The organism is Pseudomonas sp. KB_15, assembly GCF_052114525.1.
Lineage (GTDB): Bacteria > Pseudomonadota > Gammaproteobacteria > Pseudomonadales > Pseudomonadaceae > Aquipseudomonas.
This window is the reverse complement of sequence record NZ_JBFREX010000002.1, coordinates 91,308-105,691: the sequence shown is the minus strand read 5'-3', so window position 1 is coordinate 105,691 and position 14,384 is coordinate 91,308. Positions and strand designations below refer to the sequence as shown.

Below are 14,384 nucleotides of genomic sequence, written 5' to 3'. Positions count from 1 at the left end.
GCCTGCGTTAGTCTGACCGTTCATTGCTGTCTGCCGAGCTTTCCATGCCTGACCTGCTAGACCGCTACCCGCTGACGGCGGGCACCTATCACGAACTGCTCGACGACAGTGGCGCCGTGCGCCCGCACTGGCGCCGGCTGTTCGAGCAGTTGCAACGCAGCACGCCGGCGCAATTGGTGCAGCGTCAGGCCCTGCTGACCCGGCAAATCCAGGAAAACGGTGTTACCTATAACGTTTATGCCGACCCCAAGGGCGCTGACCGGCCATGGGAACTGGACCTGCTGCCCCATGTGATTGCGGCTGATGAGTGGGAGCAATTGTCGGCCGGCATCGCTCAGCGGGCGCGATTGCTCAATGCCGTGCTGGCTGACCTTTACGGTCCGCAACGGCTGATTGCCGAAGGTCTGCTGCCCGCCGAGCTGGTGTTCGGTCACAACAACTTCCTTTGGCCCTGTCAGGGGATCAGCCCGCCTGACGGGGCCTTCCTGCATTTGTATGCCGTGGATCTGGCGCGCACGCCCGATGGCCGCTGGTGGGTCACGGCGGACCGTACCCAGGCGCCGTCGGGCGCCGGGTATGCGCTGGAAAACCGTACCATCGTGTCCCGGGCGTTTCCCGAGCTGTACCGTGATTTGAAGGTGCAACACCTGGCCGGGTTCTTCCGCACCTTGCAGGAAACCCTGGCCCGTCAGGCCCCGAGTGACGAGGACGCACCCTTGGTGGTGCTGCTGACACCAGGGCGTTTCAACGAAAGCTATTTCGAACATTTGTACCTGGCGCGTCAGCTCGGTTATCCGTTGGTAGAGGGCGGCGACCTGACGGTGCGCGACGCCACGGTCTACCTGAAGACTCTGAGTGGTCTGCGCCGGGTTCACGCGATCATGCGTCGGCTCGATGACGATTTCTGCGACCCGCTGGAGTTGCGCACCGATTCGGCCCTCGGCGTGCCGGGCCTGCTCGAAGCCGTGCGGCAGGGGCGGGTGCTGGTGGCCAACGCTCTGGGCAGCGGTGTGCTGGAGTCGCCCGGTTTGTTGGGTTTCCTGCCGAAGATCAATCAATTCCTGTTCGGTGAAGAATTGATCCTGCCATCCATCGCCACCTGGTGGTGCGGTGAAGCGCCGGTTTTGGCCCAAGCCCTGGAAAAGCTACCGGAACTGCTGATCAAACCGGCGTTTCCGTCCCAGAGCTTTGCACCGGTATTTGGCCGTGATTTGAGTGAAAAGCAGCGCCAGGAACTCGCCGAGCGCATGCAGGCACGGCCTTACGCTTATGTGGCGCAAGAACTCGCGCAATTGTCCCAGGCACCGATCTGGCAAGCCGAAGACGGTCAGCTGCAACCCCGCGCCATCGGCATGCGCGTATATGCGGTGGCCAGCCGCGAGGGTTATCGGGTGTTGCCCGGTGGCTTGACCCGGGTCGCCGCCGACGCCGATGCCGAAGTGGTGTCGATGCAGCGCGGTGGTGCCAGCAAAGACACCTGGGTGCTGGGCGATCGTGTGCCCAGCGGCGAACAATGGAAGGCCCAACGCAACATCGGCGTGCATGACCTGGTGCGGCGCGATCCGTATCTGCCATCGCGGGTGGTGGAAAACCTGTTCTGGTTTGGCCGTTACTGCGAACGTTGCGATGACAGTGCCCGTTTGCTGCGCATCATGCTGACGCGCTATGTCGACGGCGACGACCCGCAAGCCCTGCAGGCCGCGGTGGATCTCGGCGAGCGGCTGATGCTGCTGCCCGATGAGGGTGAATTGCCTGAACGCCTGTTGGCGGCGCTGCTCGGCGACGACTGGCCGTTCAGCCTGCGCTCCAACCTGCAACGCTTGCAGTGGGCCGCTTCGCAGGTGCGCGGCAAGCTCTCGCGGGAAAACTGGCAGGCGCTGGTGGAGTTGCAGCGCGAAGCCATGGAGCTGGAAACCGAAGAGCCGGATTTCGGCGAGTTGCTGGATTTCCTCAACCGTTTGGTGATGTCCCTGGCGGCGCTGTCCGGCTTTGCCCTGGACGACATGACCCGGGACGAAGGCTGGCGTTTCCTGATGATTGGCCGGCGGATCGAGCGCCTGCAATTTCTCAGCGGCAGCCTGGCGGCGTTCCTGCGGGGCGCCGGGGCTTTCGATCAGGCCGGGCTGGAATGGCTGCTGGAACTGGGCAACAGCAGCATCACCTACCGTTCTCGATACCTGGCGGTGGCACAGCTGATCCCGGTGCTCGACCTGCTGTTGCTCGACGAGCAGAACCCTCACGCCGTGTTGTTCCAGTTGAAACTGGTGAACCGCACCCTCAAACGTCTCAACGATGACTTTGGTGGGCCGCGCGAAGCAGCGCTGCCGCAATTGGTTGAACGTCTGGCGCGATTCGATCTGGGCTGCCTGGAAAACCCGCTGTTCGGTGACGCGAGTGTTCGCGCCGCCATCGAGGGGCTGGCCGCACTGTTGCAGGAGATCGCCGACGCCAGCGGGCAAGTTTCCGATCGCCTGGCGCTGCGGCACTTTGCCCATGTCGACGATGTCAGCCAGCGCACGGTGTCCGTCTGATGAGCGCCCACTACCAGATTTTCCATGACACCCATTATCACTACGACAGCCCGGTGTCCCTGGCCCAGCAACTGGCGCATTTGTGGCCGCGGCCTTGTGCCTGGCAGCGTTGCACCGACCGGCAATTGCAGATCAGTCCGCAGCCGACCTCGCGCCGCGATGAACTGGATGTTTTCGGCAACCCGCTGACACGGCTGGCGTTCGAGCGTCCCCACGATGAATTGCTGGTCAACGCCAGTCTCACCATCGAAGTGTTGCCTCGACCTGTGCCGGACTTCAGTCGGTCTCCGGCGTGGGAGCACACACGAAACGCGCTGACCTACAGCAGCCAGCCGTTGTCGCCAGAATTGCTCGAAGCCTGCCGATACCGGTTTGAATCGCCGTATGTGCATTTGAAGAGAAACTTCGTCGAGTTTTCCGAGAGCTGCTTCCCGGCGGGTCGACCGCTGCTGCTCGGCGTGCAGGCGCTGATGGAGAAAATCTTCAGCGAGTTCACCTTCGATGCCGAAGCGACCCAGGTGGCGACGCCACTGGTGGAGGTGCTGGAGCGCCGGCGCGGGGTCTGCCAGGACTTTGCTCACCTGATGCTCGCTTGCGTGCGTTCCCGTGGATTGGCCGCGCGGTACATCAGCGGCTACTTGCTGACCCAGCCACCGCCGGGGCAGCCACGGCTGATCGGTGCTGATGCGTCCCACGCCTGGGTTTCGGTGTTTTGCCCGGTGCTGGGGTGGGTGGATTTCGATCCGACCAACAATGTGCAACCGGCTCTGGAGCACATCACCCTGGCCTGGGGCCGGGACTTTTCCGATGTGTCGCCGTTGCGGGGGGTGATTCTGGGAGGAGGGAACCACGACCCGGAAGTGCGCGTCACCGTGATGCCTCTGGATTAACGCAGGTCCCCTGTAGGAGCGAGCTTGCTCGCGATGGACGTGAACGATGACGCGTACTGTCTGGAAAAATGCGCTGCCTTCGAATTTTTCGCGAGCAAGCTCGCTCCTACAGGGGGCGCAGTCATTTCAGGTAGGGTATTTCAGATTGGCCTGTGAGGGTCGGCAGCAAAGCTGCCAACCCTGGACACAGATCCGGTGGGCCAGATCAGATCAACCGGCCCGGAGGTTCTCAGGCGTCGGGCGCCGAGTCTTTCGGTGCATCAACATCGTCTTCTGCCGCCACTTCACCCTCAGGGTTCAGTGCCGCTTCTTCAGCTGTAGCTTTCTTGCGCTGAAGCTTTTCCTCTTTCTTCTGCTCCTTGGCCAAGTCTCTCTGACGTTTGGCGAAGGAATAATTAGGTTTGGCCATGGGCGATCCTCTGGGGTCGAAGGTGAGGTTGAGCGGCGCATATTCTGCCCTGTATCGGTGCCGAGCCGTTAGCTGGGTTTTTGCTCGGCCCACTTTGGCGCTACGGACGGTTGCCAGGCATCCAGCGCATCGAGCAGGGTTTGCGGTGATTCGCTCACTTGCAGCATGTCACGGTGCTGCCCGCGAACGAAGCCTTCGCCGACGATGTGATCGAGAAAAGAGGTCAATTTGCTGTAGAAACCGTTCACTTCCAGCAAACCCAGCGGTTTTCCGTGGTAGCCGAGCTGACCCCAGGTCCAGACTTCGAACAGCTCTTCCAGGGTGCCAAGGCCACCGGGCAGCGCGATAAAGGCATCGCTGAGCTCGGCCATCCGTGCCTTGCGCGCGTGCATGCCATCGACGACTTCCAGGCGAGTCAGGCCGCTGTGGCCGATTTCCTTGTCCTTGAGGCTTTGCGGGATGATGCCGATCACTTCACCGCCGGCCGCCAGGGCCGCATCAGCAACGATGCCCATCAGGCCTACGGCGCCGCCGCCATATACGAGGGTCAGCTTGCGCTCGGCCAATGCCTGGCCCAAGGCCACAGCCGCTTCACGATAAGCCGGGTTGGTGCCGGTGCTGGCACCACAAAATACACAAACAGATGCTAAAGACATGCCTTGCTCCATGGTCGATCAGAGCCACAGAGTAAAGGCAGGCGCACGGCACTCCAAGGGCTAGACTTCTTGTTTTGGCGTTTCGTACGTTCCGCTGGCGCCGCAGGCGTAGGCGGCGAGCAAACTGCACAACAGGCTGTTGATGGACATAATCAGTGCTCCGGGTTGAGGGGGACGGCCTGATGATAGGGCCGGACCAGACGCTTGGCCGGTAGATTGTTTTCATCGGTGTCATAGCCTGAAAGTTGTATACAATTTTTGATTCAAGTCATATGAACTTGCGAAGTTTTCAGGCAGTCTTCTGTCCATTCGCGATTTTGTTAACCCTGCCTTGGAGATTCACCATGTTTGCCAAACTCGTTGCGGTATCCCTGTTGACACTGGCCAGCAGCCAACTGATGGCTGCCGAGTGCAAAGTCACCGTCGACTCCACCGACCAGATGTCTTTCGACACGAAGGCCATTGAAATCGACAAGAGCTGCAAGACGTTTACCGTGGAACTCAAGCACTCCGGCAGCTTGCCGAAGAACGTCATGGGCCATAACTGGGTGCTGAGCAAAGAAGCCGACATGCAGCCGATCGCCACCGACGGCCTGAGCGCCGGCATCGACAAGAACTATCTGAAAGAAGGTGATGCGCGTGTTATCGCTCACACCAAGATCATCGGCGCTGGCGAGACAGACTCGGTGACCTTCGATGTGTCCAAGCTGGATGCCGCTGAAAAATACGGTTTCTTCTGCTCGTTCCCGGGTCACATCTCGATGATGAAAGGCACCGTAACCCTGAAGTAATCAGGCACACCGCGTTATCGTTCTTCGCGAGCAAGCCCGCTCCCACAGGGACACCACCGTACCTGTGGGAGCGGGCTTGCCCGCGAAAGGGCCAGAAGCATCGACACATATTTTGGCCAAAGAAAAAGCCCGCTGAAGCTCAACACTTCAGCGGGCTTTTTCATTCACTCACGGCTCAAGGCGCAAACGGCATCACCCGCTTGTGATGGGTCTTGTTGTACGTGTCGCAAATGATCCTGAACGCTTCCTCACGCACCGGGTTGCCGTGCAGGAAGGCGTCGATCTCGGCGTAGGTCACGCCGTGGGAGGCTTCGTCCGGTTTGCCGGGTGACAGGTCTTCCAGGTCGGCGGTCGGGACTTTCTCCACCAGCGACTCCGGCGCGCCGAAGCTGCGGGCGATGGCGCGGACCTGGTTTTTCACCAAGCCGCTCAGTGGCGCCAGGTCGCAGGCGCCGTCACCGAACTTGGTGAAGAAACCCATCACCGCTTCCGCCGCGTGGTCGGTGCCGATCACCAGGCCATGGGCCGCGCCAGCGATGGTGTACTGGGCGACCATGCGCATGCGCGCCTTGGTGTTGCCGAGCACGAAATCCACCGACACCGCATGTTTGCCTTCGAAGGCCGCCACTTCATTGGCCAGGGCCTTGACCGCCGGACCGATGTTCACCGTGTGGCGTTCGTCCGGTTTGATGAAATCCACCGAGGCCTGGGCGTCGTGCTCATCGAACTGGGTTTCGTAGGGCAGGCGCACGGCGATGAATTTGTAGGCGGCATCACCGCTGCGCTGGCGCAGTTCGCGGACGGCACGCTGGGCCAGCAGGCCGGCGGTCAGGGAGTCGACACCGCCACTGATGCCCAGTACCAGGGTCTTGAGCCCGGAGTTGACCAGGCAGTCCTGAATGAAGGTCACCCGCCGGGCGACTTCGGCCTCAAGGGCGGCTTCGTCGGCGAATGGCGGCTGGACCTTGAGCTGTTCAGCAATCTCACGCTGTACGGCTTGCATGAATTCACTCCTTGCTTGATGTACTTGAAAGGGCGGCAGGTACTTGGAAAACGTGTCGCAAGTACGCGACGAAATTCGGGTCTTTGCAGTGCGTCTTGCCAGGCTCGTCGGAGATCTTCGCCACCGGCTGGCCGTTGCAGGCGGCCATTTTAAGCACGATGCTCATCGGTTCGACACCCGGAATATCACAGGTCAGGTTGGTGCCGATGCCGAAGCTGACATTGATCCGACCGCGCAGCGCCCGGAATATCTCCAGGGCCTTGGGCAGGGTCAGGCTGTCGGAGAAGGTCAGTGTCTTGCTCATCGGGTCGATGCCGAGCTTGTGATAGTGGGCGATGGCTTTTTCCGCCCAGATCACCGGATCGCCCGAGTCGTGGCGCAAACCGTCGAAAAGCTTGGCGAAAAACAGATCGAAATCGCCGAGGAAGGCATCCATGGTGATGCAATCGGTCAGGGCAATCCCCAGCAGGCCACGGTATTCGCGGACCCAGCAATCGAGTGCGGCGATCTGGCTGTCGATCAGCCGCGGGCCGAGTTGCTGGTGCGCCATGATCCATTCGTGGGCCATGGTGCCCAAGGGTTTCATGTCCAGCTCCCGGGACAGGTGCACGTTGCTGGTGCCGACAAAGCGTCCGGGGAAATCGTGCTTGAGCACATTCACCACTTCTTCCTGCACGCGGTAGGAAAAACGACGGCGGGTGCCGAAATCGGCCACCTGCAATTCGGACAATTCATCGCTGCTGGCGTTGGCGCTCAGCCAGTCGAACTTGCGGTAGAGCTGTTCACGGGCCTGCCCCAGCACGACTTCGCGGTAGCGATAGCGATTGCGCACCTCGCTGACCAGCGCCAGCAGCGGCACTTCGAACAGGATCACATGCAGCCAGGGGCCCCGCAGGCGGATGAACAGCTCACCGTTTTCGATGCCGGTGTGGATGTAGCGCAGGTTGAAGCGAAACAAGCCGAGAAAGCGCAAAAAGTCCGGCTTCAGGAAGCTGATGCGTTCCAGAAAGCTCAATTGGTCGGCGCTCAGGCTCAGTTCGGCCAGGCGCTCGATCTGGAAGCGGATTTCCGCCAGGTACGGGCGCAAGTCCTCCTTGTTACGGCAACGAAACTCCCATTCGACTTCGACGTTCGGGTAATTGTGCAGCACCGCCTGCATCATCGTCAGTTTGTAGAAGTCGGTGTCGAGCAGGTTCTGCACGATGCGATCGGCAAACACACTCTCGCTCATAACGGGAATCTCCAGCGTTGCAGCGGTATTGATCAGTGGCGCTAGTGGCGCATATCAGGGACAAGGATTACCAGCAGTTTTTTAGCCGCAGCAAATCCCCTGTAGGAGTGAGCCTGCTCGCGAATGCGGTTTGTCGGTCACATTGATGCTGGATGTGCCGACGCCTTCGCGAGCAAGCTCGCTCCCACAGGGATTGTGAAAGGGCTCAATGTTGTGGGGTATCCGGGCTATCGATCTGCTCCAGCATCCACTTCACAAAATCCCGCACCTTGGGCACTTCCGCCGAATGCTCCGGGTACGCAAGGTAATAGGCGTCGGTGCTGGGCATTGCATGCTGCCAGGGAATGACCAGCTTGCCGTCGGCCAGTTCTTCTTCCACCAGAAAGCGGGGTAACAGCGCCACGCCGCAGCCGACCTGGGCGGCGCGGATGCACATATAAAAGGTTTCGAAACGCGGGCCGTGGTAGCTGTGCTCGGTGTGGTAGCCCTGGTGGTCGAACCAGTCATGCCATGCCTGGGGGCGGGAAGCGTTTTGCAGCAGGACCAGGTCGGTCAGTTGCGTCGGGTCGGTGAACGGCGTGTCCGGCAGGCTACCCGGGGCGCACACCGGCACCAGCTCTTCGCCGAACAGCTTCAGGCATTCGGTACCGGGCCGCGAGCCCTGGCCGAAGTAGAACGCCAGGTCGCTGCGACCTTGCAGCAGATCGTCGGCTTCCTGCTCGCTGCACAGGTCCAGATGGATCGACGGGTGCCGCAGGCGCCAGCCTTTCAGGCGGGGCACCAGCCAGCGCGCGCCGAAGGTCGGAGGTGTGGAAACCCGCAGGACTTCTGTTTCGCCACCGTAGGAACGCAGGTAATGGGTCGACATCTCGACCTGTGTGAGAATTTTTCGCACCTCAACCAGGTACAGATCGCCGGCCGGCGTCATCTGCAGGCGTCGGCGCACCCGGCGAAACAGCAGGTGCTGCAACAGCTCTTCGAGTTGCGCGACCTGTTTGCTCACGGCACTTTGGGTCAGGTTCAGCTCTTCGGCGGCCCGGGTGAAGCTCAAGTGCCGGGTAACGGCTTCGAAGCACTGCAACGCAGCGATCGATGGCAGGTAGCGTTTATTCAGCATGGGCGGTCCTTGGTTCTTGTTTCTTTATTGCCAGCAATGCACAGCATGAATAAACGGAATGATATCTCTCTTAAAGGTCGTTTGTTGAGTAACCTCCGGACAGCTAAAACTACAGGTCTGATCAGCCGTGAATTTCCGGCTGCACGTGTTCTGTCTTTTGCTTGAGGAGTGACCCATGGTTGCCGCATTGCTTGATCGTCTAGGTGTGAACCCGGCCCTGTACCAGAACGGCAAAGTGCCAGTGCATTCGCCGATCGATGGCAGCAGGATCGCCGCCGTGAACTGGGAAGGCGCCGCTGAAGTCGAGCAGCACATCAGTCGCGCAGATCATGCGTTCGAACTGTGGCGCAAGGTTCCGGCACCGCGCCGTGGCGAACTGGTGCGGCAATTCGGTGAAGTCCTGCGCGAGTACAAGGCCGACCTCGGCGAACTGGTTTCCTGGGAAGCCGGCAAGATCACCCAGGAAGGCCTGGGTGAAGTTCAGGAAATGATCGATATCTGCGACTTCGCCGTCGGTCTGTCCCGTCAGCTGTACGGCTTGACCATCGCCTCCGAGCGTCCTGGCCACCACATGCGTGAAACCTGGCATCCGCTGGGCGTCGTCGGCGTGATCAGTGCGTTCAACTTCCCGGTCGCTGTCTGGGCCTGGAACACCACGCTGGCGCTGGTCTGCGGTAACCCGGTGGTGTGGAAACCGTCGGAAAAGACCCCGCTCACCGCACTGGCCTGCCAGGCGTTGTTCGATCGCGTCGTGAAAAACTTCAGCGATGCACCTGCGCACCTGTGCCAGGTGGTTATCGGCGGTCGCGATGCTGGTGAAGCGCTGGTGGATGACCCGCGCGTGGCGCTGATCAGCGCCACTGGCAGCACCCGCATGGGCCGCGAAGTGGCACCGAAAGTGGCCGCGCGCTTTGCCCGCAGCATTCTCGAACTGGGTGGCAACAACGCGATGATCCTCGGCCCGAGCGCCGACCTGGACATGGCTGTTCGCGCGATCCTGTTCAGCGCCGTCGGCACCGCCGGTCAGCGCTGCACCACCCTGCGTCGCCTGATCGCTCATGAGTCGGTGAAAGAAGAAATCGTTACCCGCCTGAAAGCCGCTTACTCGAAAGTGCGTATCGGCCATCCGCTGGAAGGCAACCTGGTCGGCCCGCTGATCGACAAGCAAAGCTTCGAGAACATGCAGGATGCTCTGGAACAGGCCTTGAGCGAAGGCGGCCGGGTGTTCGGTGGCGAGCGTCAGTTGCAAGATCAATTTCCGAATGCCTACTACGTGTCGCCGGCCATCGTCGAAATGCCGGAGCAGAGCGATGTGGTCTGCCACGAAACCTTCGCCCCGATCCTGTACGTGGTCGGTTACAGCGATTTCCAGGAGGCTCTGCGCCTGAACAACGCGGTGCCACAAGGCCTGTCCTCGTGCATCTTCACCACCGACGTGCGTGAAGCAGAGCAGTTCATGTCGGCGGTGGGCAGCGACTGCGGCATCGCCAACGTCAACATCGGCCCGAGCGGCGCGGAAATCGGTGGTGCGTTTGGGGGCGAGAAAGAAACCGGCGGCGGTCGTGAGTCCGGCTCCGATGCATGGCGCGGCTACATGCGCCGCCAGACCAACACCGTGAACTACTCGCTGGAGTTGCCGTTGGCGCAGGGCATCACGTTCGACTAAATCTCGAGTCGGACAGTGATCTCCTGTGGGAGCGGGCTTGCTCGCGAAAGCGGTTTATCAGTCACATTGATGCTGGATGTGCCGACGCTTTCGCGAGCAAGCCCGCTCCCACATTTGAATGAATGTGTTTGTTAGGTTTCTGTTGGAGTCTGGCAATGCCGTTACGCGATGAGTGTCTGTGGGAAAAACTGACGCCGCAAAGGCCGGACAATTCGGCCCTCAAGGGTGAGGTCGCGGTGGATGTCTGCGTCATCGGCGCCGGGTTTACCGGGTTGTCGGCGGCGGTGCATCTGCTGGAGCAAGGCAAGACCGTTTGTGTGCTGGAGGCCCATCGTGCCGGCCATGGTGGTTCGGGGCGCAACGTCGGGCTGGTCAATGCCGGGATGTGGATTCCCCCGGACGAGATCGAAGCCGGGTTCGGCAAGGAGGTCGGCAGCCAGCTCAACCGCATGCTGGGGGCGGCGCCGTCCCTGGTGTTCAGTCTTGTGGACAAGTACAACATCGATTGCCAGTTGCGCCGCGAAGGCACGCTGCACATGGCGCACAACGCCCGTGGCGAAGCCGACTTGCGCAGTCGTGAAGAACAATGGAAACGCCGTGGGGCGCCGGTGGAGTTGTTGACCGGTCAGGCCTGCGAACAAGCGACGGGTACCCAAAAGATCGCCGCCGCGTTGCTCGATCGCCGTGCCGGTACGCTTAACCCGATGGCCTACACCACGGGGCTGGCCAAAGCGGCCATCGGTCTGGGTGGTCAATTGTTCGATCATTCCCCGGTCACCCGACTCGAACGCCAGGGCCAGCGCTGGTCAGTGCAAACCGCCCAGGGTTCGGTCATGGCCGAGAAAGTGGTGATTGCCTCCAATGCCTACACCGAAGGCGACTGGACGGAGCTGCGGCGCAATTTCTTCCCCGGTTATTACTACCAGGTGGCGTCGGTCCCGCTGACCGAAGAGGCTGCGCAGCAAATCCTCCCCGGCGGCCAGGGTTCCTGGGACACCCGCCAGGTCCTGAGCAGCATTCGTCGGGATAAAGACGGACGCCTGCTGCTGGGCAGTCTCGGCAATGGCAATCAGAAACCGGCCTGGTTTCTCAAGGCCTGGGCTGACCGGGTGCAGCAACATTATTTCCCGTACCTCAAACCGGTGGAGTGGGAGTGCACCTGGACCGGTTGCATCGCCTTCACCCCCGATCATTTGATGCGCCTGTTCGAACCGGCGCCCGGCTTGGTGGCAGTCACCGGTTACAACGGTCGGGGCGTGACCACGGGAACGGTGGTCGGCAAGGCCTTTGCCGATTACCTGTGTAACGGAAATCCTCAAGCACTACCGATTCCTTTTGCGCCCATGCAGCCATTGGCCGGGGTGGGGTTGCGCAGTTGTTTGTATGAGGCGGGATTCTCGCTGTATCACGCAGGCCAGTGCCTGCGGATCGTGATCTGAATGTTGATTTTCGTAGTGAAAAGCGGCGCTTTTTTGATCTGCAGCTAGCCTGTAGTGGTGCGGGTTGTAGCAGTCCCGCACCAGCAGTGTGCACTTCGGTGACGCACGTTGTTACAGGCTGGTTGCACGTCGTTTAAAGCCGCGGTTGCAATGATGGCGCAAGCGGGTTGCGCCTCAAAAAAATAATGGTTTTACCTTCCGCGGTTTAGACGGTTGCACGCCCAATGAAAATGGGCCCGAAACAGTCGAAATAACAAGAAAGCAGCGACTTTTTTCAGAATAAAAAACCGATGGCACGGCCCTTGCTCTGAGCATTCATTGAAGTCGCAGTGCCAATTAAAAAAACCATGGAGCACCACCTCATGTCCCAGACGTTTTACAAGAAAGGCTTTCTGGCCCTCGCAGTGGCAACTGCGTTGGGTGTTTCTGCGTTTGCTCAGGCTGACATCAAGATCGGCGTAGCGGGACCAATGACAGGCGCCAACGCGGCATTTGGCGAACAGTACATGAAGGGTGCACAAGCGGCGGCCGATGCGGTCAACGCGGCTGGCGGGGTTAACGGGGAGAAAATCGTACTGGTCAAGGGCGATGACGCCTGCGAACCGAAACAGGCTGTGACGGTCGCCAAGGACCTGACCGAAAAGAAAGTCGTTGGTGTGGTAGGTCACTTCTGCTCCTCGTCGACTATCCCTGCCTCCGAGATCTACGACGAAGCCGGCATCATCACGATCACCCCGGGCTCCACCAACCCCAAGGTGACCGAGCGCGGCCTGAGTGCCATGTTCCGCATGTGCGGGCGTGACGACCAGCAAGGTATCGTGGCTGGCGACTATGTCGTCGACGTGCTCAAGGGCAAGAAAGTCGCCGTACTGCACGACAAGGACACCTACGGTCAGGGCCTGGCGGACGCCACCAAGGCTCAGCTGGAAAAACGCGGCGTGAAGCCGGTGCTGTACGAAGGGCTGACCCGCGGCGAGAAAGACTTCAGCGCTGTCGTCACCAAGATCCGTGCGGCCGGTGCCGACGTGGTCTACTTCGGCGGCTTGCACCCGGAAGCCGGTCCACTGGTTCGGCAACTGCGTGAACAGGGCCTCAAAGACGTCAAGTTCATGTCCGATGACGGCATCGTGACTGACGAACTGGTGACCACCGCCGGTGGCCCACAGAACGTTGATGGCGTATTGATGACCTTCGGTGCCGACCCACGCCTGCTGCCAGACAGCAAGACCGTGGTAGACGCCTTCCGCAAGGCCGGTACCGAACCTGAAGGCTACACCCTGTACGCCTACGCTTCGGTCCAGACCCTGGCTGCTGCCTTCAACGGCGCCAAGTCCAACAAGGGTGAAGACGCTGCCAAATGGCTGAAAGCCAACAAGGTCCAAACCGTCATGGGCGAGAAGACCTGGGACAGCAAGGGCGACCTGAAAGTCTCCGACTACGTGGTTTACCAGTGGGACAAGGACGGCAAATACCACCAGCTGGAAAAACAGAAGTAAGGGCTGACCCGATCGGCTGAACCCCACAGTTCCCTTGTGAGAGCGGGCTTGCTCGCGATGACGGACTGACAGGCAACACATTCGTTGAATGTCAAACCGCAATCGCGAGCAGGCTCGCTCCTACAGGGGGCGGTGGTGGCCTGTCTGATCGTGGCTGACATTGCTCCGACGTATATCTGTATTTTCCTTAGAAGAACCGCACAGCCACATGTGCAGGTTCTCATTGCGTGAGATTGCGTTATGGATGGTATTTTCCTGCAGCAACTGGTCAACGGCCTGACCCTCGGGTCGGTCTATGGCCTGATCGCCATCGGCTACACAATGGTCTATGGCATCATCGGCATGATCAACTTCGCCCACGGCGAGGTTTACATGATTTCCGCTTACCTCGCGGCAATCAGTCTGGCTCTGCTGGCATACTTCGGTATTGAATCCTTCCCCCTGTTGATGCTCGGCACACTGATCTTCACCATCGTCGTCACGGCGGTGTATGGCTGGGTCATCGAGCGTGTTGCCTACAAACCCCTGCGTAACTCCACCCGACTGGCACCGCTGATCAGCGCCATCGGGATCTCGCTGATCCTGCAAAACTATGCACAGATCGCCCAGGGTGCCCGCCAACAAGGCGTTCCGACACTGCTGACTGGTGCATGGCGAGTAGAAGTCGGGACCGGCTTCGTCCAGCTCACTTACACCAAGATCTTCATTCTGGTCGCAGCGTTTGTCGGGATGGGCCTGCTGACCTATGTCATCAAGTACACCAAGCTCGGCCGCATGTGCCGCGCGACCCAGCAAGACCGCAAGATGGCCTCGATCCTGGGGATCAACACCGACCGCATCATTTCCTACGTGTTCATCATTGGTGCAGCGATGGCGGCCCTGGCCGGTGTGCTGATCACCATGAACTACGGCACGTTCGATTTCTACGCAGGCTTCGTCATCGGCATCAAGGCGTTCACCGCCGCGGTGCTCGGCGGGATTGGCTCGCTGCCTGGTGCCATGCTCGGCGGGATCATCCTCGGCATCTCCGAGTCGCTGTTCTCAGGTCTGGTCAACTCGGACTACAAAGACGTCTTCAGCTTCTCGCTGCTGGTTCTCGTTCTGGTCTTTCGGCCCCAGGGCCTGCTCGGCCGTCCTCTTGTGTCGAAGGTGTAA

Annotated in this window: 12 protein-coding genes; 7 read left to right on the top strand and 5 right to left on the bottom strand. The window is 60.4% G+C overall.

Going from position 1 to position 14,384, the window contains the following annotated elements:
* Nucleotides 1–44: 44 nt before the first annotated feature.
* Nucleotides 45–2,531 carry a circularly permuted type 2 ATP-grasp protein gene (locus AB4Z35_RS02950; protein ID WP_442095979.1) on the top strand — a complete coding sequence of 829 codons (2,487 nt, stop codon included), beginning with the start codon at nucleotides 45–47 and terminating at the stop codon, nucleotides 2,529–2,531.
* Nucleotides 2,531–3,421, top strand: a complete 891-nt coding sequence (locus AB4Z35_RS02945; protein ID WP_442095978.1) for a transglutaminase family protein — start codon at nucleotides 2,531–2,533, stop codon at nucleotides 3,419–3,421. Before AB4Z35_RS02950 ends, AB4Z35_RS02945 begins: the two co-directional genes overlap by 1 nt.
* 229 nt (nucleotides 3,422–3,650) lie before the next feature.
* Here the strand turns inward: AB4Z35_RS02945 and AB4Z35_RS02940 are convergent, their stop codons facing one another.
* The gene (locus AB4Z35_RS02940; RefSeq protein ID WP_007973286.1) at nucleotides 3,651–3,830 is read right to left on the bottom strand and encodes a hypothetical protein; all 180 of its coding nucleotides are present in this window, start codon (nucleotides 3,828–3,830) and stop codon (nucleotides 3,651–3,653) included.
* Nucleotides 3,831–3,898: 68 nt separating this feature from the next.
* Nucleotides 3,899–4,486: a TIGR00730 family Rossman fold protein gene (locus tag AB4Z35_RS02935; protein ID WP_008003054.1), complete on the bottom strand. Its 588-nt coding sequence runs from the start codon at nucleotides 4,484–4,486 to the stop codon at nucleotides 3,899–3,901.
* A 344-nt stretch (nucleotides 4,487–4,830) separates the two neighbouring features.
* Between AB4Z35_RS02935 and azu the strand changes: the two genes are divergently transcribed.
* Nucleotides 4,831–5,277, top strand: coding sequence for an azurin (azu, locus tag AB4Z35_RS02930; RefSeq protein WP_104451551.1), 447 nt, complete (start codon nucleotides 4,831–4,833; stop codon nucleotides 5,275–5,277).
* 175 nt (nucleotides 5,278–5,452) lie between these two features.
* Here the strand turns inward: azu and nadE are convergent, their stop codons facing one another.
* The 3 genes from nadE to AB4Z35_RS02915 form a co-directional block, all read right to left on the bottom strand.
* Nucleotides 5,453–6,280: an ammonia-dependent NAD(+) synthetase gene (gene nadE, locus AB4Z35_RS02925; protein WP_442095977.1), complete on the bottom strand. Its 828-nt coding sequence runs from the start codon at nucleotides 6,278–6,280 to the stop codon at nucleotides 5,453–5,455.
* Nucleotides 6,281–6,284: 4 nt separating this feature from the next.
* Entirely contained in the window at nucleotides 6,285–7,511 is a 1,227-nt protein-coding gene (gene pncB / locus AB4Z35_RS02920; protein ID WP_442095976.1) for a nicotinate phosphoribosyltransferase, read from the bottom strand.
* A 205-nt stretch (nucleotides 7,512–7,716) separates the two neighbouring features.
* Nucleotides 7,717–8,628, bottom strand: coding sequence for a LysR family transcriptional regulator (locus AB4Z35_RS02915; protein ID WP_442095975.1), 912 nt, complete (start codon nucleotides 8,626–8,628; stop codon nucleotides 7,717–7,719).
* 175 nt (nucleotides 8,629–8,803) lie between these two features.
* Between AB4Z35_RS02915 and amaB the strand changes: the two genes are divergently transcribed.
* The 4 genes from amaB to AB4Z35_RS02895 all read left to right on the top strand — a co-directional run bounded on the left by amaB (nucleotide 8,804) and on the right by AB4Z35_RS02895 (nucleotide 14,384).
* Entirely contained in the window at nucleotides 8,804–10,294 is a 1,491-nt protein-coding gene (gene amaB, locus AB4Z35_RS02910) for an L-piperidine-6-carboxylate dehydrogenase (protein ID WP_442095974.1), read from the top strand.
* Nucleotides 10,295–10,449: 155 nt separating this feature from the next.
* Nucleotides 10,450–11,733 (top strand): L-pipecolate oxidase, encoded by a 1,284-nt coding sequence (amaA, locus tag AB4Z35_RS02905; RefSeq protein ID WP_442095973.1) that lies wholly within the window; start codon nucleotides 10,450–10,452, stop codon nucleotides 11,731–11,733.
* 362 nt (nucleotides 11,734–12,095) lie between these two features.
* The gene (locus AB4Z35_RS02900) at nucleotides 12,096–13,229 is read left to right on the top strand and encodes a branched-chain amino acid ABC transporter substrate-binding protein (RefSeq protein ID WP_442095972.1); all 1,134 of its coding nucleotides are present in this window, start codon (nucleotides 12,096–12,098) and stop codon (nucleotides 13,227–13,229) included.
* Nucleotides 13,230–13,469: 240 nt separating this feature from the next.
* Nucleotides 13,470–14,384 carry an ABC transporter permease subunit gene (locus AB4Z35_RS02895; protein ID WP_008001868.1) on the top strand — a complete coding sequence of 305 codons (915 nt, stop codon included), beginning with the start codon at nucleotides 13,470–13,472 and terminating at the stop codon, nucleotides 14,382–14,384.